The sequence below is a fragment of the Paenibacillus sp. ALE2 genome (assembly GCF_054113385.1).
Genome location: NZ_CM134213.1, coordinates 86,782 through 106,824 on the forward strand (window position 1 = coordinate 86,782; position 20,043 = coordinate 106,824).

Annotated in this window: 23 protein-coding genes; 6 read left to right on the forward strand and 17 right to left on the reverse strand. The window is 43.7% G+C overall.

Features of this window, described 5'->3' with window-relative positions; all coding sequences use genetic code 11:
- Nucleotides 1–66 precede the first annotated feature (66 nt).
- On the forward strand, nucleotides 67–387 hold the full coding sequence (locus ACXHJ1_RS00425) for a hypothetical protein (protein WP_019686540.1): 321 nt from the start codon (nucleotides 67–69) through the stop codon (nucleotides 385–387).
- A 117-nt stretch (nucleotides 388–504) separates the two neighbouring features.
- Here the strand turns inward: ACXHJ1_RS00425 and ACXHJ1_RS00430 are convergent, their stop codons facing one another.
- Entirely contained in the window at nucleotides 505–879 is a 375-nt protein-coding gene (locus tag ACXHJ1_RS00430; protein WP_457905393.1) for a hypothetical protein, read from the reverse strand.
- Between the two features lie 606 nt (nucleotides 880–1,485).
- Nucleotides 1,486–2,202, reverse strand: a complete 717-nt coding sequence (locus tag ACXHJ1_RS00435; protein WP_031463101.1) for a hypothetical protein — start codon at nucleotides 2,200–2,202, stop codon at nucleotides 1,486–1,488.
- Nucleotides 2,203–2,294: 92 nt separating this feature from the next.
- On the opposite strand from ACXHJ1_RS00435, the gene ACXHJ1_RS00440 reads away from it, so the two are divergent.
- Together ACXHJ1_RS00440 and ACXHJ1_RS00445 are read left to right on the forward strand one after the other, a co-directional pair.
- Nucleotides 2,295–2,468, forward strand: a complete 174-nt coding sequence (locus ACXHJ1_RS00440) for a hypothetical protein (RefSeq protein ID WP_457905394.1) — start codon at nucleotides 2,295–2,297, stop codon at nucleotides 2,466–2,468.
- A 579-nt stretch (nucleotides 2,469–3,047) separates the two neighbouring features.
- Nucleotides 3,048–3,836, forward strand: a complete 789-nt coding sequence (locus tag ACXHJ1_RS00445; protein WP_031463100.1) for a polysaccharide deacetylase family protein — start codon at nucleotides 3,048–3,050, stop codon at nucleotides 3,834–3,836.
- Between the two features lie 89 nt (nucleotides 3,837–3,925).
- Here the strand turns inward: ACXHJ1_RS00445 and ACXHJ1_RS00450 are convergent, their stop codons facing one another.
- Entirely contained in the window at nucleotides 3,926–4,900 is a 975-nt protein-coding gene (locus ACXHJ1_RS00450) for a sugar-binding transcriptional regulator (RefSeq protein ID WP_457905395.1), read from the reverse strand.
- A gap of 89 nt (nucleotides 4,901–4,989) precedes the next feature.
- On the opposite strand from ACXHJ1_RS00450, the gene rpiA reads away from it, so the two are divergent.
- Both rpiA and ACXHJ1_RS00460 read left to right on the forward strand, forming a co-directional pair.
- Nucleotides 4,990–5,559, forward strand: coding sequence for a ribose 5-phosphate isomerase A (rpiA, locus tag ACXHJ1_RS00455; protein ID WP_457905396.1), 570 nt, complete (start codon nucleotides 4,990–4,992; stop codon nucleotides 5,557–5,559).
- 122 nt (nucleotides 5,560–5,681) lie between these two features.
- Nucleotides 5,682–6,650: a Gfo/Idh/MocA family protein gene (locus ACXHJ1_RS00460; protein WP_457905397.1), complete on the forward strand. Its 969-nt coding sequence runs from the start codon at nucleotides 5,682–5,684 to the stop codon at nucleotides 6,648–6,650.
- A gap of 105 nt (nucleotides 6,651–6,755) precedes the next feature.
- Here ACXHJ1_RS00460 and ACXHJ1_RS00465 read toward each other — a convergent pair whose 3' ends face one another.
- The 14 genes from ACXHJ1_RS00465 to ACXHJ1_RS00530 all read right to left on the reverse strand — a co-directional run bounded on the left by ACXHJ1_RS00465 (nucleotide 6,756) and on the right by ACXHJ1_RS00530 (nucleotide 17,604).
- Nucleotides 6,756–8,081 (reverse strand): prolyl oligopeptidase family serine peptidase, encoded by a 1,326-nt coding sequence (locus tag ACXHJ1_RS00465; RefSeq protein WP_457905398.1) that lies wholly within the window; start codon nucleotides 8,079–8,081, stop codon nucleotides 6,756–6,758.
- A gap of 100 nt (nucleotides 8,082–8,181) precedes the next feature.
- Nucleotides 8,182–9,063 (reverse strand): AraC family transcriptional regulator, encoded by an 882-nt coding sequence (locus ACXHJ1_RS00470; RefSeq protein WP_457905399.1) that lies wholly within the window; start codon nucleotides 9,061–9,063, stop codon nucleotides 8,182–8,184.
- A 269-nt stretch (nucleotides 9,064–9,332) separates the two neighbouring features.
- Nucleotides 9,333–9,386 (reverse strand): hypothetical protein, encoded by a 54-nt coding sequence (locus ACXHJ1_RS00475; RefSeq protein ID WP_080561202.1) that lies wholly within the window; start codon nucleotides 9,384–9,386, stop codon nucleotides 9,333–9,335.
- 85 nt (nucleotides 9,387–9,471) lie between these two features.
- The gene (locus ACXHJ1_RS00480) at nucleotides 9,472–10,095 is read right to left on the reverse strand and encodes a LysE family translocator (RefSeq protein WP_025364287.1); all 624 of its coding nucleotides are present in this window, start codon (nucleotides 10,093–10,095) and stop codon (nucleotides 9,472–9,474) included.
- A 57-nt stretch (nucleotides 10,096–10,152) separates the two neighbouring features.
- On the reverse strand, nucleotides 10,153–10,428 hold the full coding sequence (locus tag ACXHJ1_RS00485) for a phage terminase small subunit-related protein (RefSeq protein ID WP_029514905.1): 276 nt from the start codon (nucleotides 10,426–10,428) through the stop codon (nucleotides 10,153–10,155).
- 92 nt (nucleotides 10,429–10,520) lie between these two features.
- On the reverse strand, nucleotides 10,521–11,246 hold the full coding sequence (locus ACXHJ1_RS00490) for a collagen-like domain-containing protein (RefSeq protein ID WP_107734013.1): 726 nt from the start codon (nucleotides 11,244–11,246) through the stop codon (nucleotides 10,521–10,523).
- A gap of 249 nt (nucleotides 11,247–11,495) precedes the next feature.
- Complete coding sequence (locus ACXHJ1_RS00495; protein ID WP_016821195.1) at nucleotides 11,496–12,119, reverse strand: LysE family translocator; 624 nt, start codon at nucleotides 12,117–12,119, stop codon at nucleotides 11,496–11,498.
- Nucleotides 12,120–12,324: 205 nt separating this feature from the next.
- Entirely contained in the window at nucleotides 12,325–13,953 is a 1,629-nt protein-coding gene (gene groL, locus ACXHJ1_RS00500; protein ID WP_016821196.1) for a chaperonin GroEL, read from the reverse strand.
- A gap of 73 nt (nucleotides 13,954–14,026) precedes the next feature.
- Nucleotides 14,027–14,308 carry a co-chaperone GroES gene (groES, locus tag ACXHJ1_RS00505; RefSeq protein WP_007429271.1) on the reverse strand — a complete coding sequence of 94 codons (282 nt, stop codon included), beginning with the start codon at nucleotides 14,306–14,308 and terminating at the stop codon, nucleotides 14,027–14,029.
- Between the two features lie 288 nt (nucleotides 14,309–14,596).
- Entirely contained in the window at nucleotides 14,597–15,364 is a 768-nt protein-coding gene (gene tatC / locus ACXHJ1_RS00510) for a twin-arginine translocase subunit TatC (RefSeq protein WP_016821197.1), read from the reverse strand.
- 112 nt (nucleotides 15,365–15,476) lie between these two features.
- Complete coding sequence (locus tag ACXHJ1_RS00515) at nucleotides 15,477–15,725, reverse strand: twin-arginine translocase TatA/TatE family subunit (protein WP_016821198.1); 249 nt, start codon at nucleotides 15,723–15,725, stop codon at nucleotides 15,477–15,479.
- 102 nt (nucleotides 15,726–15,827) lie between these two features.
- Entirely contained in the window at nucleotides 15,828–16,310 is a 483-nt protein-coding gene (locus tag ACXHJ1_RS00520; protein WP_013369877.1) for a MogA/MoaB family molybdenum cofactor biosynthesis protein, read from the reverse strand.
- A gap of 113 nt (nucleotides 16,311–16,423) precedes the next feature.
- Entirely contained in the window at nucleotides 16,424–16,912 is a 489-nt protein-coding gene (moaC, locus tag ACXHJ1_RS00525; protein ID WP_017426496.1) for a cyclic pyranopterin monophosphate synthase MoaC, read from the reverse strand.
- Between the two features lie 38 nt (nucleotides 16,913–16,950).
- Nucleotides 16,951–17,604 carry a 5-formyltetrahydrofolate cyclo-ligase gene (locus ACXHJ1_RS00530; RefSeq protein WP_044785776.1) on the reverse strand — a complete coding sequence of 218 codons (654 nt, stop codon included), beginning with the start codon at nucleotides 17,602–17,604 and terminating at the stop codon, nucleotides 16,951–16,953.
- Nucleotides 17,605–17,873: 269 nt separating this feature from the next.
- Here ACXHJ1_RS00530 and ACXHJ1_RS00535 point away from each other — a divergent pair, with 269 nt between their 5' ends.
- Complete coding sequence (locus ACXHJ1_RS00535) at nucleotides 17,874–19,838, forward strand: ABC-F family ATP-binding cassette domain-containing protein (RefSeq protein ID WP_044785774.1); 1,965 nt, start codon at nucleotides 17,874–17,876, stop codon at nucleotides 19,836–19,838.
- Nucleotides 19,839–20,043: the final 205 nt, after the last annotated feature.

The following is a 20,043-nucleotide window of genomic DNA, read 5'->3' on the forward strand; positions in this document are numbered from 1 at the left end:
ATTTGCACAAGGGCACAGGCTCCTGCATACGATATATCATTATATGAGTATGGAGGTCAGAGGCGAATGTCGTACAACACCGTCAGTCCGCAAACCTTATATCAAGCTAGACCGGAATTCCAACAAGAACTCAAAAAAGTCCACGATCATTTGCATTATCACTTGAGTCCCTACATGAACCACACGGTTAGGGTACAAACGATGGATCATCAGGTGTATGAAGGAACGATTGCGCATATGGATGCGGATCATTTGTATTTGAGAGTGCCTCAGCAGTATCACTCATCCTCCTTAGGAACCCCGACCCCTGATCGTTCCTATGCCTACAACAATGTCATTCTGCCGCTGGTGCTATTTAATTTGTTGGTTATAGTCCTGTTGAGCTAGCGCTCGATCCATGCAGTCTGTCTAACTAAAAGACAAAAAAACCTCCAAATCCGTAAGGAGCCTACCCTTGGCACATTACGAAGTTGGAGGTTTTATTTTTTTGTTTTCTTATAATCATTAGTTCTCACAGGAAATGCCAGCTTCCTGCTCTAGTATAGCTATAAAACGCTCTATACGTTCTTCATTCGGCAGGTGGCAGAACACCTCATTTACCCCCTGATTGATCAGCAGGATGCTCCCCTTAATATCCGACAATTCCTTTTCCAGCTTAGCCAGCGAAACATGGTGATAATTAATGAATTTGATCCAAGGGATACCCATAGTGCAGGAATAAAAGATGATTCGTTGGGACGTTACTGCCAGCATTCCACAAAGCGGTATCTTCTCGGAGCTTTGCTGCAAATCATACGTACACCTAATAAAGGATCGGATGTGTTCGCCGGCTTCTAACGTCAGATTAATGGCTCGTAGCTCTTTTTCATCTGTTTTCATCCCGTCTCATCTCCTGTTCGAAGTTCAGGAACGAGTCGCAGCTCCATGACCTCAAATCAGCTTTTGCGGCTTGCCCCGTCGACCTCTTCCATTTTTCGTCAGAATAAGAACTGGACAATGACTGATCTCCACTGCACATTAAAACCAAGGATGGATATGTACAACTTAACATGGGCACAGGATGTTATCAACAAGCAAGCGAGCACTGTTATTGAGCAAAATTCGGCGATGTGCGTCTTTTATATGCTAGCCTTTACCTCACTTACTATTAATAGCAGGCCGTATTAACTTCCTCCTGCCTGGAAGAATGATACAATGAAGAGATATAGTATGTAAAATTTAATCTATTTAGGTATAATTACCCTTTTCTTACACGACGGAATGGAGAGAGCAAAAACAAGCTTTGTCTGAATCGATCAGTGCCAAGCCTGCATCGTATAAGATCGAGTGCAAAACTAATCTCTTGCTCCTCCGCATGCTTCCTGTATTAAACTCGCTTATCATTTCATAGAAAGGCTTCCAAAGTTTATTTAACTTGGAAGAAGCCCTTTTATCTATCTCGCTTGTAAATAAAATATTTAGGTAAAACACTAACAAATTATTAAATTAATATGTTTGTAATTGTGAGCTAGCTGAACTGTTGTGAACATATAGAAATAATTTGTATGTAGAGCTAAAGTAACCATTTATTTTAACCCAAGTAAATGTCAAGGTTGCACGAGCGGGTCTTGAATCAGTCTGTTTAGGTTGGTCGACTACCAAATTTTCTCCACTTGAGTACCCCCCAATTATATCAATATAAGGATCATAAGCGTCCGAAATGTAGCTGTAGCCACCTTGAACTAATGTATAATCAGCAAAAAATCTCGCTTTAACAAAAGAAGTTTCTTCTCTCACTGTTGCATTTGTAAATGTTCTATAACCAGTTCCTCCTGAGGCATATCCCCCTGAAACATCATTTGGAGTTATAACATGTTCTTCCTTTATTTTCGCGTTTGTAAGATCTATGGTTGATTGAATTACGGAGCCATCAGGAAACGTAGTTTTTTGAATTTTCATACCATCTGATGATTCTACTTCACTTGTAATACCAGTATCTTTTTTCTCTGGGTTGTCAGAATCAGGGAGTTCTCCTGCCTTAATCTTTTCTATTAGGCTTTGTTGCACTTTTTCCGAAAGACCCAAATCATTTAAATGACTAGATAATTTTTCGAAATCTTGATTTGAAAATGTAACTGAAGAAACCTCACTTGCAAAACTAGCGGGTGCCATTGAAAGTAAAAGAGAGACGGACAATATTGCAGACGCTACAACTTTTTTCATGTTCTTCCTCCTATAATATGGTATGATACTATTGAAGATTAACATATTATAGATTTATATGTCAAATATTATTAAAATTTGGAGGAAAATTTATGTTTGACAATTTATTTCTTCACGAAATGTCTATATTTTTATTTTTAGGAAGTGAATTATTGCTCTTCTCTTTTGCTCTTATTTTTATTATTTGCACTTTTAAACAAAACAAAGCAATGCATCGTTTGGATGAGATTTTGGCAGAAACAGCCCACCTAATAAAATCGAAGTAAGGAGAGGATTCTGATAGGGACCTGGACTATATCTGTAACCATAATCTACTGGTTCTGCTTTATTCATATTTTTATATGTTCATGTGCGTTGATCTACCTCTTTAAAATAAGAAAAACAAATAAATTATTCCAAAGAAAAATAGAGCTGCTCAGTAAGCATTTAGAAATATTAAGAGAACAGCTTAAAAAAAAATATTAATATGCAAGACGGGTTACTAATATTAGATGCTATTCAGCTACCTTGAAAAGTTTAACTTAGAATCTTGAGGGATGTAATAATCCTTTTATTACAAAATCGCCAACAAGACCTCTCACAAGTTTTAACTCATGAGAGGTCTTCAACTAATTCAGAGAGAGCAAAAGCAGAAGTTCCCCTGTTACATTATGCTACACTCTTGAACTTAGTCTCATTAATTTACCGTATTTACCCTTAAGACCTGTTCTGGGGCTTATATCTTCCATACTATGCTTCTCTTCATGAGTTCTAATATGCTGAAGATAATTTTAAAAATGAGGAATGGTATGCGCTTCTTCTTGGCAAGCTAATGTGAGAATACGTCAGAACGGAGAAGAAGCCTGATGAAATATAACCGTTTGCTATGCGCTGGAATCGCTGTTTCTTTGCTGAGTATTAGTCCTTGTCCCATTCCATATACGAATGCACAAGACACATCATACGCCTCTCCCGCTCCTACAAAGGGAAGAGCCTATTACGAAGAACGGGGCGACATTGTATGGGAAGTTCCTACCCATCGTAAGCTTATCGCTCTCACATTCGATGACGGACCGGACGAAAGCAATACTCCTGCCATTCTTGATTTACTTCAGAAATATGATGCGAAAGCGACCTTTTTTGTCGTCGGCAGCCGTGTAGAAAAGCTGCCACACCTTGTAAAACGGGAACGAGAGGAAGGACATGAAGTTGGCAACCATACCTTCCTTCATTCATCCTTTCAATATATTTCCCGCAATAAAGCTCTGTCAGAATTGAATCAAGGTCAGGCGAGCATCGTTCAAGCAACTGGTGCGGGGACACATCTATTTAGACCACCAGGCGGCTCCTATAACGATACACTGGTCAAGCTATCCAAAGAGAAGGGACTGAAAATTATATTATGGTCCTGGCATCAGGACACCCTAGATTGGCGAAAGCCCGGTGTACACCGTATCGCTGATAAGGTGCTTCGCAATGCCCGTAACGGTGATATTGTCCTCATGCACGATTATGTACATCAAAGTACACAAACCGTTGATGCCTTGAAGATTATTCTCCCTGAGCTCAAGAAAAGAGGTTATTCCTTCGTCACTGTATCTGAATTACTCTCTAATCGAGAAAAGCCGGATGGGCTGATTGAAGTGAATAAGTGAAAGAGCAATGTTGTACTTGTGACCTAAGATGATGGATCAGAAACTAGCCCCATGTTATCATGTGTACGCAAATAATCGTACATATCATGTCATGGGGATTTGTTTTCAGTAGCTTGTTCCAGCAGTTTTAATGCTGTTTCTTCCGTTGTGACGAGCACATTCATGTAACCCCCATTCAATGCACCCAGGATTCCTGGAACCTTTTCTAATGATTCTGCTATACCGACAGAAAGCTTCGCCTTTTTGATTTGCTCCAGTGAAATGGTAAGGGTCCTATCTTCCAAACTTGTTTTGATCGAAGTACCGCTTTCGTCAAAGAAACGCGAGCAAATATCTCCGGCCGCCCGCCCATCTTCCAATTCTGTAATAAATGCATCGCCATAAAATCCTCTCCACTTCTCACGCCCCTGCAATTTGGCTGAGCCAATGCCAAATAACGCAATATCTAACTTATCCCAATAATCAGAGATTGTCTTGAAGTAAGGGGAATTTATCAATTGCTCTCTGGTTTCCCTCTGCTCTGTAATCGCCGGTGCATCAATCATTAATGAACGGGCGTTCCACTTAAACGCTGCTTGATAACAAATAGTGTTCACATGATAGCGGCTCTCTAGTTTTCCTGAGGGACCACCGACCATGGGAATGAACGTTACAAAAGGGCGGTTGTCGGTGGAGAATTCATCCACTACACTTGCTAGACTGCTTCCCCAAGAAAAACCGATAACATCCTTAGACTGAACCTTATGCTGCAGCCAATCTGAGCAAGCCCGGCCTATGGCTTTACGCTTAAGATGGCTTGGCTGAGCTGGATCGGTCATAACAACAATAGCTTCCTGAAGTCCAAAACATTCGCATAGCTTCTGCTCCAGTGGAAGCTGGTCGGCTGTCCCATAATTAATTGTAATACTCATAATCCCCTCTTCTCGTACCCGCTTCAACATCCGGCTGATAGTCGTCCGGTAAATGCCCAGCACTTTAGAAATTTCGCTCTGCGTCATATCCTGCTCATAATACATTTGGGCAACCTTAATTAAAAGTTTTCGGTCTTCCTGCAAATTCATCATCTCGCCCTCCCTTTGCGCATATTGCATTTGACAGATAAAAAAACCGTCGATATACTGTAGGCGATCATTTTGCACATTTTTTTATTATAATGCACAAATATGCCAAAGAAGCTCTAACTTATATCCGAGATGATACAGTCATTGGACTGGGAGGTGGAAGCACCATCTCCTATTTAATCAGGCAGATTAAAGAATCTGGTCGGCGCGTTAAGGTAATAACCCCTTCCGGTGCTACAGCCGCCCTTTGTATCCAGCATGGTCTGCCGCTGCTTCCGTTATGGTCTGTGGAGCAGATTTCCGTTGCTTTTGACGGCTGCGATGAGGTCGATGAACAGCTACGGGCGCTGAAGAGCGGCGGCGGCATTCATACCAGGGAGAAACTGGTCGCAACGATGGCGGAGCACTACATATTACTGGTTGATGAGAGCAAGGTGGTAAAGGAACTGACCTTTAGTCATCCTGTCGTACTTGAGATTCTTGAGGATGCGCTATCTTATGTCCAAAAATCGGTTACCAGCCTGGGCGGCAACGGAATGGTCCGCAGCAGTCCAACTAAAGATGGGTATACCATTAGCGATTACGGGCATTTATTAATGGATGTTTTTTTTTCGGGAAAGGATAGATATCGAGAAGATTCAGAGCAGCCTAAAAAAGATTAGCGGAGTAATCGAGACATCATTGTTCACGGAGGAAGTGACAGGAGTGCTCGTTGGGAGCGAGCATGGAGTCCGATTTATGTCCCAAAAAATAGACACACCAAAATAAGAACGGGGGCTTAACCATGGATCATTTGAAGTGGGGTATTATCGGACCAGGATCGATCGCTGCAGAATTCGCAGTCGCCCTAAATGAGCTTGGCGGAACACTGTATGCAGTATCCTCACGCACACTAGAGAAAGCTGAGGAATTTGCCAGCCGACACGGTGCCTTGAAGGCTTACGGCGGACACAGCGAAATGCTGCAGAACCCTGAGCTGGATGCGGTCTACATCGCCACACCGCACAGCCACCATTACCAATACGTGATAGACAGCCTTTCGATGGGAAAGCATGTCCTCTGCGAAAAGTCCATCACGATAAACAGCGCACAGTTACGCGAGATTGCTCGTCTTGCCGAAGAAAAACAATTAGTAGTGGCTGAAGCGATGACAATCTACCACATGCCACTTTATAAAAAGCTACGGCAGCTTCTGGACGACGGGGCCATCGGCCGTTTGAAAATGATTCAAGTCTCTTTCGGCAGTCATAAAGAGTACGATGTGAATAACCGCTTTTTCAGTAAGGATCTGGCGGGAGGGGCGCTGCTGGATATTGGAACATATGCCCTATCATTTGCCCGTTATTTTCTTTCGGAGCAGCCTCAAGAAATTCTATCGACTGTCAAACGCTTTGAGACAGGTGTCGATGAACAATCTGGAATCATTCTGAACAACAATGTAGAGGAAATGGCCGTCATCTCTCTGGCGATGAGATCTAAAATGCCCAAGCGGGGCATTGTGGCTGGGGAATTAGGATATATCACCGTGGATAATTTCCCTCGGGCCTCCAGCGCTACTGTTCAATATTTGGACGGAACTGTAGAACTGATTGAAATAGGAGATAGTGCTAAAGCCCTGCAGTATGAGATTGAAGAGATAGAGAGCCGTATTTCCGAAAAAAGTAACCGGAATACCCTACCGCTCTCCCTCGACGTTATGGATATCATGAGTCAGATACGAGAGCAATGGGGAATTAAATACAGCTTCGAATAACAGGGTTATCCACTGTGTAGCCTGGGGATGAGATTCTTGTATATGAGGTATACAAGAATCTCATGTTCTTATCCTCAACAGCTTTCCAAAGCTGTACCTGCCCTCTCAGTCCAATGTTTTGGAGGCCAGCCATTGCATCATCGTTGTTTTCTTTCCGTTAATCAGCTTTGATACTTCATTGTTATATACGTAAATCCAGGACCAGTGGCCATTATATTCATACGGTGTTTTGTCGCTCTTTTTGTACAAACCAGAAGTATCCACTACATTATCAAACAACGACATATGGACATCCTTTGCTCCCGCATTCACCAAACGGTTATAAGTCGGAATCATGTAATCGTTGGGTGGAACTACGGTGTCGGTTTTGGCGGCGACAAACCAGATCGGCAGGTCCTTCATGTCATTAATTTGTTCATCGGTGATAAGGCTATCCTTCAAGGCTTCACACGCCACCACAGCTGCTGCAAAATAGTCTTTATAATCACGGATCAGCAGCATAGTCATGTATCCACCGTTGGAGTCTCCACCAATATAGATTCGGTCTGTATCAATGTCTTTGTTCTTGGCCACGTACTCCTTAATTAAGAACATCAATGCTTGCTCGTACTTCGAGGTTCCGTCTCCAAAGCCTGTAAAACCATCCATCCAGTAGGTTGGGGTCTGAGGTGCCAGCACATAAGCCCCGCCAAAATAAGATTGAATATCCTTAGAAGCAAAATTCGCTGCCTTATTTCCCGAAATTGGAATCGTCGGATCTGTACCTCCCTCTCCCATACCATGCAGCCAGATCACCAAAGGGTTCTTCACTTTGTCTTTTGCTGGTGCGTAGTTCGCGTAGGTTAAAGTAACCCCATCAAATGTAGCTTTGCCAGTTGTAAACTGATCAACAAGCTTCCGGATTTCACCTGAGGAAGTATCAATCTTCAATCCGGAAATTGTTCCTGATTGGGTTTTAATAGCCTTTTGCTGCGTGATCGTATATTTGTTATCATTCCATCCGTTAAACCCGGAACCTGCATCATAATGAATAGCGGAACCCAATGTTAAGGACGGACCGATTTCCATTTCCAGCACAACGTAGCTTCCGGTTTTCTTTACAGGGTTGCCGCTTTTGTCCGATACATAGGCCTTGGTGACCTTCCTGTTACCTTTTTCAATAAAGGAATTTACCAACCTATTGTCGCTTCTTTCCACATGTACCTTAAATGTATCGTTTGTTATCGCATCTTTGGGCACCGGCTTACCCAGGTTAACAATGATCTTCGTAATGGCTGCTCCCCAATCCTTCACCTCCGCAACCGTCCGGTATGAGGTGGGCTGTACCTTGGCATCCTTGGCCCATGCACCGGAGCTGAAAGCAAAGGTCGTACTGACAGCTAAAGTGAATAACATAGATGTTTTAGCAACCTTTTTAAACTGTTTAAACATGATGTCTTACCTCCTAGATCCATTAATAAAACGCTTACATTATTAATTTTAACGATTTTTTTATTTGCATCCTGCCTTTTATTAGCCTAATTCAGGTCAATTACTGACTCCTTGCTTCAGAAAGCCTCTTGTGCTTTTTACGATATTGATGAGGCGTCACGTGATAAACCTTTTTAAATACCCTGGCAAAAGACTTCTCGTTCGGAAATCCGTGTTCCAGCGCAATTTGTATAATAGAATGGTCTGTATTCATAAGAACACGGAAAGATTTCTCCAGACGGATGGCGTTGATATATTGAAAGAGCGTCAACCCTACATGCTTTACAAAAAAACGGGACAAATATTCGGGAGACAATCCAAAAACCTGAGCGATGGAATCCAGCGATAGGCTCTGATCGTAATTTTCTTTGATATAATCAGTTATCAATGTCAGCCGCTCCAAATATTTATTCGTGTTAAAGCCAGGGAGCGATTCGTTGTCAATTTTAAAATGCATTAATAAAAGGTACACCAATCTATAAGATAGAGACGTTAAGTGAATATGTACTAAAGGGTCATTGTGCTGGTTGAGGTAAGCCACAAATAATGTGTTTAACAGATCACGCAGCTCCTCAAAATGCTGTAATCTCTGCTCGTTGGTTTCGAAAATGGATATACAATCAAATAAAATGGGATTACTATCCTTTATATTTTCTCGAATAAATCCTGAAGGAATCAGAACAGTTATAGCCTGTCTACCTTGGCCCTTAGCCACAGAAAAGGAATGAATAGCATTCGAATTAATGAGCACAATATCTCCTTCTTTGGAGCTATAATTCATGCCATCTATATAGATATTGTCGATTTTTCCTGAGAGTACATAGGATATTTCGATGCTGTCGTGGCAATGCCTAGGTATGTATGCTGGTTCATTGGAGGAATGAGCTATAATTTTTAATGGAAAATGATTGTCTGCCTGGACTAGCTCATATTTGTATTCCAAGTTTGTCGCTCCTCTCAGATGTGAACATCATAATAGAAGAAACGGCTTCGACAGGTTGTCTAAACCGCCATATTTAACCTTCCTGTCTCTATAAACAAAAAAACCTAAGATAACCAAATACATAAGATCCTTGGATCTTAGCATTTGGTTCCTTAGGTTTTGCCTGCGTAACAGTAACAATCCCAGTGCTATTTCATTTTCAATTAACTAAGCTAAGTATATAGAGGGTTGAAATTTATGTCAACGCTTTCACTTAAGGCGTTTAACCCTCAACTAGCGGCGATATCCTTTAGCTTCATATGCCCGTAGCTCTCCAGCCACATCTGTTTTGCCTTATGCCGCTCGGTATCTCTTTCTGGTCGTCTCCCCTAACAAAAAAGAACGAGCTTCCATAGCCCGTTCCTTTATTTATGATCCTGTTTTTTGAACTTTGAAGATCATATTTAAACCAAAACCAATCAGCACGAGTCCCGTGACCTTATCGATCATATTTTGAACTTTGGGTGACATTAACCATCTTCTTATGTAACTTAACAATAATACGATTGTAGTAAACCATATAATCGAAAGTAGAGCATAAAGAGAGCCCATCAGTAAAAACTGCAAACTGGGATTATAGCCCGGTAGAACAAATTGCGGTAAGAACGTGAGAAAAAAAATAGCAACCTTCGGATTGAGTGCATTGGAAACCAATCCTTGTGTAAACGCTGATTTTCTAGAATTCTCTTGCTTCTCTTGAACCAAATTACTCTTTCCTTTTTTTATAAAGGAAGACAGCCCCATATATATCAAGTAAACTGCCCCTGCATATTTGACTACCTCAAATGCTACAGCCGACTTCATTAATATGAAAGAAAGCCCCAATGCGGCTGCCAATGTATGAACGAGAGCTCCGCTAGTTAAACCTAGTGCAATTTTGAAACCATCTTTCTTGCCATCAGTGAGAGTTCTTTTCGTTATTAATGCAAAATCAATCCCTGGTGACATGACAATAAAGATGAGCAGTATCGTAAATGCCAATATATCATTCATAATGTGCCTCCAGATGAAATTTCAGATACACAATACTAACGCGTTATCAGCTATATTTCAATACCTAACATTCATCCTTTTGAAGCTAATGCGCCACTCGTACGATTTTAAGAATCTTCTGAAAATAAGATTTTTTTGTAAATAATGTTTTTTTGATAACAGAAAATAATCAAAGTCTCCTACCAGCGGTTCATAGACTTCCCTTTGCGAACCAGACTTTTCAGGAACAGAAAGAGCAGCGGCGATGTCCTTAAGTCGCATCGCCCCGCTGCTCTCCAACCACATCTGTCTGGCTTTGTCCCGTTCAGGGATTCTCTCTCTAGGCATTTCCATATCTCAGGTCTCTGAATAATTAGACAAACTGACCGGATAAAAGACATAAACCTTAAACCTTTTACTGAATAAGCTACTACTAAGCAACAATATTAAGGCGTCAACTTTAATATTGTCATAGTTGTATTAATATTATTGTGCAACTGAGCAGGAGTTGCATTGGCATTTACCAGTTGTATTGTAGTTGGAACTGTTGTAACGGTTATAATAACTTCAGCTGCGGTAGGTCCCCCACCATTGCCTGAAAAAGGTAAGGGTGTTATAGGAGTTCCGTTAACAGTGAGATTGAAGTCCGCATCACCTTGGTTGTGGATAGAAAATGAGATGAAGTAGCTCCCCGTCTCGTTAATCGTTATCGTTGGAGATGGAGGAGTAAAAGTAAATGCACCACCAACATTCGCTAAAACCCCAGTAAAGGTAATGGGTGAGTTACCCGGAACTGTGTCAGTCCCCGTACCAGGATCTGCTCTGAAAACACTTAAGAAGTCTGATATCCCGACGCCTGCAGGCCCTGCTGGCCCCGTAGCTCCTGCTGGTCCTGCTGGCCCTATTGCTCCTGCTGGTCCTACTGCTCCTGCCGGTCCCGTTGCTCCTACTGGCCCTGCAGGGCCAGGAATTCCTTGGAAACCTTGTAGCCCTTGCTGACCTTGAGCACCTGGAACTCCCTGTGGACCTGGCAGTCCCTGGGGTCCTTGAGGTCCTTGAGGCCCTTGAATTCCTTTAACAATGACCTTCGGCAAAACTTTGAATTTTTTAACTGAACATCTTCTAAATTTTCTCCGATGCATTTTCTTTTGCCAACAATAATGTCTAAACATAATTAATGGTCACCTCCAAAGTCTAGTCAAATTAGCTTATTGTGCAATTAACCAAAAAGATTGGGCTGTTGACTTCATCTAGGAAAAGATAGGCATAGGCCTGTCCGTATGCTCCAACTCGTTGGTCATGATCTTAAACCTCTGTGACCGCCCACCTGTTCTCGGCGTGTGTTGTATGCTTTTCCAACAAAAAAAGGACTAGCTCAACAGCTAGTCCTTAATGATTGGGTTGAAAAGTACTACCTTCTATTATTTTTGGGTAAATGCGATTTTTAAGCCGATGAGTGTAAATAACGAGCCTTGAATATAATTGATTTTTTTAGAAAAGGATGGATTTCTCCGTAGAAAGGAGCCTACTTTTCCAGCAAAAATACTTATCAAAATAAAAAGCACTAAAGTTTGTATTAAAAATACCACTCCAAGAACTAGCATTTGAATAGAAACATTACCGCTTTCTTGGTTTACGAACTGAGGAAGAAAAGCCAAGAAAAAAAGTGATATTTTTGGATTCAACACATTCATGATGACACCTTTTTTATACAATGATTTGTAATTCAAGGTATCACCACTCTTGAGTTCAAAACTCGTATCTTTTGCTCTAAATGACTTATACGCCAAAAATAATAGATAAGCTGCTCCAGCGTATTTGATTACTGCAAATGCCAAGGAAGATTGATAAATTATTGCTGCGAGGCCGAAGGTTGCTGCAAAAATATGAACCAACAATCCCGTGCAAAGGCCTAAAGTAGTAAATATCCCTGCATTCCTACCTTTTGCTATGCTCTGTGTCAGAGTGAACACGTTGTCGGGACCCGGCATAATGGTGAGAACAATTGCTGCTCCCAGAAAAGCTAATATAGTTTGAAGCTCCACACAACTTCCCCCTTTGGATAATTTGCATATATACTACACCACAATATGTATAGAAGCTATTAGAGCAAATGATTGATGTAAACTGCCGAATTACAGAAACTCCGCTGCAAGCTACATGAGCACTCATGGTGTAGCAATGGTATAGAAAAGGGCTCCCTCTCGGGAGCCCTTTAAATAGCGGGATTACAGGGTTTTGAGGCCCTTATTACATCATGCCGCCCATTCCGCCCATGCCGCCCATGTCAGGCATTGCAGCCTTTTCTGGTTCTGGCTTGTCAGCAATCACTGCTTCAGTAGTCAGGAACATAGCCGCTACGGAAGCAGCGTTTTGCAATGCATAACGAGTTACTTTCGCAGGGTCAACGATACCTGCGTCAATCATGTTTACCCACTCGCCAGTAGCTGCGTTGAAACCAACGCCTACTTCTTCGCGTTTCAGACGCTCAACGATAACAGAGCCTTCTTCGCCTGCATTAGCAGCAATTGTACGGATTGGAGCTTCCAGAGCGCGCAACACGATGTTGACGCCTGTTTGCTCGTCGCCTTGCAGTTCAACAGCAGCAACTGCATTGTATACGTTCAGGAGCGCTACACCACCACCGGATACGATACCTTCTTCAACCGCAGCACGGGTTGCGTTCAGAGCATCTTCGATGCGCAGTTTGCGTTCTTTCAATTCTGTTTCAGTAGCCGCACCGACTTTGATTACTGCTACGCCGCCGGACAATTTAGCCAGACGCTCTTGCAGTTTCTCTTTGTCGAACTCGGAAGTAGTTTCTTCCAGTTGTGTGCGGATTTGGCTAACACGAGCGTCGATGTCGGCTTTGTTTCCAGCACCGTCAACCACAATCGTGTTTTCTTTTGTAATACGCACTTGACGTGCTGTACCCAGTTGGTCCACAGAAGCTGTTTTCAGGTCCAGACCCAGTTCTTCTGTGATTACTTGGCCGCCTGTCAGGGCAGCGATATCTTGCAGCATTGCTTTACGACGGTCACCAAAGCCAGGAGCTTTAACAGCTACAGCATTGAATGTACCACGCAGCTTGTTGACAACGAGCATAGCCAGCGCTTCGCCTTCGATGTCTTCAGCGATCAGAACGAGTGGCTTGCCTTGTTGTACGATTTTTTCAAGCAATGGCAGGATTTCTTGTGTGTTTGTGATTTTCTTGTCAGTAATCAAGATATATGGATTGTCCAGTACAGCTTCCATTTTGTCCGTATCTGTAATCATGTACGGAGAAATGTAGCCACGGTCAAACTGCATACCTTCAACTACTTCCAGTTCTGTTGCAAAACCGCGGGATTCTTCAACAGTGATTACACCGTCTTTGCCCACTTTTTCCATAGCTTCAGCGATCAGTTCGCCTACTTCATCATCAGCAGCGGAAATACCAGCTACTTGAGCAATGGATTGTTTGCTTTCGATTGGTTTGGAGATAGCTTGTAGTTCAGCAACTGCTGCTTTAACCGCTTTGTCGATCCCTTTACGGATACCGATTGGGCTTGCGCCAGCAGTTACGTTTTTCAAACCTTCAGTGATGAGGGCTTGAGCCAAAACAGTAGCCGTAGTCGTACCGTCACCAGCTACATCGTTTGTTTTGGTTGCTACTTCTTTAACCAGTTGAGCGCCCATGTTTTCGAACGCGTCTTCCAGCTCGATTTCTTTTGCAATCGTTACACCGTCATTAGTGATGAGCGGGCTACCGAATTTTTTCTCCAGTACAACGTTACGGCCTTTCGGTCCGAGTGTTACTTTAACAGCGTTAGCCAATGCATCTACCCCGCGCAGCATGGAGCGGCGAGCGTCTTCACTGAATTTAATGTCTTTAGCCATTTGTGATAAACCTCCCTATGGATTATGAATGATTTGTTTCAATTCCTATATTTAGGTCTTGTCCGGGTCCCGGTTAACCGATGATCGCGTGAATATCGCTTTCTTTCATAATCAAATATTCTTTACCTTCATATTTGATTTCCGTTCCAGCGTATTTGGAGAAAATGACACGGTCGCCTTCTTTTACTTCCAGAGGAATACGGGCACCGTCTTTCAATGCGCCTGCGCCAACCGCGATAATTTTGCCTTCTTGCGGCTTTTCCTTGGCAGAGTCAGGAAGTACGATTCCGAAGGAAGTCGTTGTTTCTTGCTCAATTGCTTCCACCAATACGCGTTCACCCAAAGGTTTGATCATGAAAAATAGCCTCCTTATTAAGTGTTTATCCTGTAATTTGGTTGTTATGTTGTATGTATTAGCACTCAACAGTCGTCAGTGCTAACAACCAACTTTATGATACTCAACTTGAGATTGAATTTCAAGTCCCTAATGTATTTTTTATGGGAATTTTTATGGGCAGCCATTCACGATTATATCCACCTATCCTAAAAATAACCGTTAACTCAAGGCTAATGGTTATTTTTAAGACAGCTATGTTGATCAATTTTAGAGAAATTAGTTATTGAGCCGTTCAGGCCCTGCTTATTATTCCGCAGCTACACGCAATTGGGCCTCCCGTTCCTCCTGTGCACGCAGTTGCTTGCGGTACACGACTGATGACAAGTATACACTCGCTTCATACAGCACCAGCAACGGAATCGCCACCAAAAAATCGGATATAAAATCCGGCGGAGTGATAACAACAGCGACAAAAACAAGCAGGAAATAAGAAATCTTCCGCCATTTGCGAAGCCTCATCGGGGTTAATACACGAATCCCTGTCAGAAACATGATCAGCAGGGGGAGTTCAAACAGCAACGCTACAGGCAACACAATATTAAACATAAAGGTGAAATATTGCGCAATACCGTACGTTTCCTGCAATCCCATACTTTTGGTGACGGACGATGTAAACTGAATCGCCATCGGGAAAATAATGAAATAAGCAAAAGCTGCGCCAATAATGAACAAAAGCAGCACATAAGGCACATATCGCAAGGTTGCACTCCGTTCTTGCGGCCTTAATCCCGGGCTGACAAACTTCCACAATTGGTAGCATGCAAATGGTAACGCCACTGCAATCCCAATGATCATGGCGATCTTCATGTAGATACCGATTCCGTCCCAAAAGGAAAATGCATTTAACTGAAAAGCTTGCGCCGAACCGGAGCGAATAAGCCAGTTATAGACAGAACCCGCCGCGAACAATCCACCAACCAGCGCCAATACAAATACAATCAGCACATAAATTATTCGTCGACGAAGCTCACCCAGATGTTCCATTAGCGGCATTTCATGCTCTGATGGGGTCAAGCCTATTCCTCCTTTCTGAACGGAACGCAGCAGCGCCTCCTAAAAAATAAAGCCCTTCACTGAAGAAGAGGCTCATGTTTGTTATACAAGCAGCAAAAATGAATAACTAAATCTATGACAAGCGTTTATCCTCAGGCTGAGGTTGAACTTCTGACGTCGTCTGTGATGCTTGGACCACACTATCTTTGCTTTCTTTACGCCCAGTCCGTTCATCTTCAGATAAAATATCGCGTGCCCCGTTTTTAAATTCACGGAATGTACGCCCTACAGCTCGGCCCAGCTCAGGCAGCTTGTTCGGACCAAATAGCAGCAGCGCCAGAATAATTAACAAAATATAACCCGGTGCTCCAATATTGGGCATGTGTAGTAATCCTCCTTATGTTGACGGACAAAATGAGAACCTCTGTCCATATACGGCCATATAAATTCTTACAGGTATCATACCACACACACGGGCTGCCTTCTACCGGAACTGACCTGTCACCATGAGCAGCGCTTCCGGGAGCTGATCCATAATTGCTGCCAAGTTTTCATGCACGCCTTTGGGCGTTCCTGGCAAATTAACAATCAATGTACGTCCGCGTATCCCCACGATTCCACGAAAAAGCATGGCCGCCGGATTTTTCTGCATCACGATCATTCTCATGGCTTCCGCCATACCTGGCACTTCCCGCTCCACGACCCGTCTGGTCGCCTCAGGTGTCACATCACGGATCGCCAGTTCGGTTCCGCCCGTAGTTAGCACCAAGTCTGCATGAAAATAATCGGTCATTTCGATTAAAGCCGCAATAATCTCATCCGGTTCATCGGGAACGATCCGGTATTCCACAATCTCTCCGCCCAGTTCTTCTTCGACGAGTTCCCGGATGACCTGTGCGCTTGTATCCTCACGCTCTCCCCTTGCCCCTTTATCACTGGCTGTTAGGATCGCCGTTTTCCACACCATAAGATCACCCTTCTCCTATCATGAAAGAATACTTTCTCTTCTGAAAATCAGAAACAGCCACGCTGCATCCTCCATCACATCACAGTACCCTCTCGGCGACAATGTTGTCTATGTCAAGGTTTCCGGTGGTCCTCCCTTTGAAAATCCCCATGCTTGCCACCCGTTTTGGATTGCAGCATGGTAGGGCCGATGATCATATCTTTTTGCAGCGCCTTGCACATATCATACACGGTTAACGCTGCGGCTGAAGCCGCTGTCAAAGCTTCCATTTCTACACCCGTCTTACCCTCGGTCTTCACTTCAACTTCAATATGAAGCACATCATGTCCATTATCGGAAAAAGTAATGTTCACGCCTGTCAGAGCCAGCGGATGACACATCGGTATCCAGTCTGACGTTTTTTTCGCGCCTTGAATCCCCGCGACCTGGGCCACAGCAAGAACATCACCCTTGCCGATTCTGCCTTCTTTTACAGCCGTCAATGTAGCCGGGTTCATCGTAATCTGAGTCACGGCGACTGCTGTACGAACCGTAGACGTTTTGCCCGAAATATCTACCATACGAGCTCGTCCCTGTTCGTTAAAATGAGTAAAGGAATCCACGACTCCCTCACAGCTCCTTTCACATACCCAACTTTACTTCATTCATCATTTGTCGATTTTGCATGGTTACAATCTAAGCGTCCTTCAGGTGTAAACAGCACGTCCACTCGCAAATCTCCTGGCTCCATGGGTACTTGTGCCAACAATTGTCCCGGCAGCAGCAGCGAGACATAAAGCGGACCTAAAGAGCCGTTTTTACGCTTCTCTGCCTCTACCTGTGCGGTAAAGCGATCATAGTAGCCTCCGCCATAGCCGATTCTGCCTCCACGACGATCAAAGGCCAAGCCGGGCACAACAACCCAGTCGATTCCCGTCCACATTTCAGGCAACCATTTCTTGCATGTCAATGCAGGCTCAGGGATGTTCCATACGCCGGGCACCATATTTTCATACTGATCCATCTCCCTCAGCTCCATGGTTCGGGTTACCGAATCCACTCTCGGGGCCAAGACACGATCTCCCTGTGACCAGCAATGCTCAATGAGGGGAGTCGTAGAAATCTCGCTGCCAAAAGAGAGATAACTAAATAATGTTAGCTTATCCCCGTTTCTGTCTATTCTAAGCTGCTCCCATGCCTCGATTGCATGCCGACAGGCCACAGCCGATGCCTTCTGCCTTGTCAGCGGGTCCATGGAGTCACGCGCTTCCCGTTGCTGTACACGCAGCGCGTTCTTCACATTACAGACATCCACACATCCGCCCTCCCGCACAATCGTCGATAATCATCAAAACGTTACAATTGTCCCATTTGTCAGTAAGTGCTGTACGTTGCAAGTTTTTTTCATTCTTTTTCACTTCTCGTTTAAGTTTATCATTGTTTATACAAATTGACTATATGAGGCTCAAGGGTTTCGGGGGTGAAAGCAGTGCAATAGTGGGTAATTTCATGTAAACTGGAAAGAAGGTACCTGCGAAAAAGGCAGGAAGAACTGTGCAAAATGTAATGGAGGAACGATACGCTATGCTATTGCAAGTAACCGGAATTACTAAATCCTATGGAATTGAGCCCGTTCTGGACGGGATTAACCTTCAAATATTGGAACGTGAACGTATTGGGCTGGTAGGTGTGAACGGTGCAGGCAAATCGACCCTGCTCAAAATCATTGCTGGTGAAATATCCTATGACAGTGGACAAATCTTTAAAGCGAAGGAAACCAGCATCGGTTATTTGGCGCAAAACAGTGGCTTAAATTCTGACCGTTCGATCTGGGATGAAATGATGCTGGTGTTCACACCGCTGATTGAAGCAGAACGAGAACTCCGGCAAATGGAGCAGGAAATCGCCGATCCGGCCAATGCGCAGAACGAAAAGCGTTATGCCGATCTGCTCGAACGCTATGCACGACGCTCAGATTGGTTCAAGGATCACGGTGGTTATGAAATGGAGACCCGTATTCGCAGCGTGCTGCACGGCATGGGCTTTGGTTCATTTGCACCCGAAACGCCTGTAGCCACCCTAAGCGGAGGTCAAAAAACCAGACTTGCGCTAGCGCGCATCCTACTGCTCGCTCCAGATGTCCTTATGCTCGATGAGCCTACCAACTATCTGGATATTCAAACACTGACGTGGCTGGAAGACTATTTGCGCGGCTACTCCGGCTCGCTGCTGGTCGTATCACATGACCGATATTTTCTGGATCGACTAGTGACGACGATTATTGAAATTGAGCGCCATCGCTCCACCCGCTATACAGGCAACTACAGCCGCTATATGGAACTAAAGGCTGCCGAGTATGAAACAAACATCAAGCATTACGAAAAGCAACAAGAGGAAATCGCACGGATGGAGGCATTTATACAACGCAATATCGTGCGAGCCTCTACAACCAAACGTGCCCAGAGCCGCCGCAAGCAGCTGGACAAAATGGAGCGCATGGATCGACCTATGGGCGATTTAAAAAAAGCCCACTTTTCTTTTGAAACTGCCTATATGTCGGGTAAGGAAGTATTAGAGGTGCGTGACCTTTCCGTAGCGTATGAGGGGAAAAAGCCTTTATTTCAGCATGCATCCTTTGACTTAAAACGTGGAGATACGGTGGCACTGATCGGTCCGAACGGGATCGGAAAATCGACTTTGCTCAAATGCCTGACTGGCTCACTTAAACCTGCTGCTGGGTCCATCCACTGGGGTACGAAAATCAAAATCGGTCTGTATGACCAGGAGCAGACAAACCTGAACCCCGCCAATACTGTACTGGAGGAGTTGTGGAGCGAATACCCTCATATGGAAGAAGCACGGATTCGGACAGTGCTGGGTAATTTCCTATTTAGCGGTGACGATGTACTAAAAAAGGTAGCTTCATTAAGCGGAGGAGAAAAAGCCCGCGTATCCCTGGCCAAGCTAATGCTGCGCGAAGCCAACGTATTAATTCTCGATGAGCCTACCAACCATCTGGATCTATTTAGCAAGGAAGTCCTGGAAGCGGCTTTGATGGACTATGACGGTACGCTCTTGTTCATCTCCCATGACCGTTATTTCCTTAACAAAATGGCTGAACGTGTCATTGAGCTTCATCCTGAAGGAATAGAACATTTCCTGGGGAATTATGATGACTATGTAGCCAAGAAACAAGAGTTGGAGGAAATCGCACAGGAGGCGCTCGAGGCAAATCAGAGCAATCGTGGCAAGGCCCCGTCTGCCTCTGCGTCCGTAGCAGACGAGACCACTCCAAAATCACGCGCGGCCACCTATGCGGCAGACAAACAAGCCAAAAGCGAGGAACGTAGTCGTCAACGCAAGCTGGAGGCATTGGAAAACAAGATTAAAACGCTGGAAGAACAAATTGTAGGCTTGGAGGAACAAATGACCATGCCTGAAATTTATCAGGATTACACGGCACTTCAGGATATTCAGGCACAACTCGACACCCATAAACAGGAATTGACTGAAACCTATGCATCCTGGGAGGAACTGCTTGAGGCATAAAGCTGCTGCATAAAATCTTAGCCATAAAAATTTCACATTTCCCTCTTCTATTTTTTGTACACAAGAATATCCACAACTTTTGTGTATGGACGATATTGAAAAATGGCCTTTTAGGCCATTTTTTTATTGATAAAACGCCACCTTCAAATGAAAACCAAATTTATCCACTCTTTTATCCACATTATCCACAGATTTCACAATCAAT

Excerpts from the sequence above, each read along its gene's own strand:
- groES (WP_007429271.1), bottom strand. The coding sequence starts at position 14,308 with ATGATCAAACCTTTGGGTGAACGCGTATTGGTGGAAGCAATTGAGCAA.
- rpiA (WP_457905396.1), top strand. The coding sequence starts at position 4,990 with ATGCACAAATATGCCAAAGAAGCTCTAACTTATATCCGAGATGATACA.
- ACXHJ1_RS00535 (WP_044785774.1), top strand. The coding sequence starts at position 17,874 with ATGCTATTGCAAGTAACCGGAATTACTAAATCCTATGGAATTGAGCCC.
- ACXHJ1_RS00460 (WP_457905397.1), top strand. The coding sequence starts at position 5,682 with ATGGATCATTTGAAGTGGGGTATTATCGGACCAGGATCGATCGCTGCA.
- ACXHJ1_RS00425 (WP_019686540.1), top strand. The coding sequence starts at position 67 with ATGTCGTACAACACCGTCAGTCCGCAAACCTTATATCAAGCTAGACCG.
- ACXHJ1_RS00515 (WP_016821198.1), bottom strand. The coding sequence starts at position 15,725 with ATGCCCAATATTGGAGCACCGGGTTATATTTTGTTAATTATTCTGGCG.
- ACXHJ1_RS00465 (WP_457905398.1), bottom strand. The coding sequence starts at position 8,081 with ATGTTTAAACAGTTTAAAAAGGTTGCTAAAACATCTATGTTATTCACT.
- ACXHJ1_RS00430 (WP_457905393.1), bottom strand. The coding sequence starts at position 879 with ATGAAAACAGATGAAAAAGAGCTACGAGCCATTAATCTGACGTTAGAA.
- ACXHJ1_RS00520 (WP_013369877.1), bottom strand. The coding sequence starts at position 16,310 with ATGGTGTGGAAAACGGCGATCCTAACAGCCAGTGATAAAGGGGCAAGG.
- ACXHJ1_RS00445 (WP_031463100.1), top strand. The coding sequence starts at position 3,048 with ATGAAATATAACCGTTTGCTATGCGCTGGAATCGCTGTTTCTTTGCTG.
- ACXHJ1_RS00440 (WP_457905394.1), top strand. The coding sequence starts at position 2,295 with ATGTTTGACAATTTATTTCTTCACGAAATGTCTATATTTTTATTTTTA.
- ACXHJ1_RS00435 (WP_031463101.1), bottom strand. The coding sequence starts at position 2,202 with ATGAAAAAAGTTGTAGCGTCTGCAATATTGTCCGTCTCTCTTTTACTT.
- ACXHJ1_RS00490 (WP_107734013.1), bottom strand. The coding sequence starts at position 11,246 with ATGTTTAGACATTATTGTTGGCAAAAGAAAATGCATCGGAGAAAATTT.
- ACXHJ1_RS00485 (WP_029514905.1), bottom strand. The coding sequence starts at position 10,428 with ATGGAAATGCCTAGAGAGAGAATCCCTGAACGGGACAAAGCCAGACAG.
- ACXHJ1_RS00480 (WP_025364287.1), bottom strand. The coding sequence starts at position 10,095 with ATGAATGATATATTGGCATTTACGATACTGCTCATCTTTATTGTCATG.
- ACXHJ1_RS00450 (WP_457905395.1), bottom strand. The coding sequence starts at position 4,900 with ATGATGAATTTGCAGGAAGACCGAAAACTTTTAATTAAGGTTGCCCAA.
- groL (WP_016821196.1), bottom strand. The coding sequence starts at position 13,953 with ATGGCTAAAGACATTAAATTCAGTGAAGACGCTCGCCGCTCCATGCTG.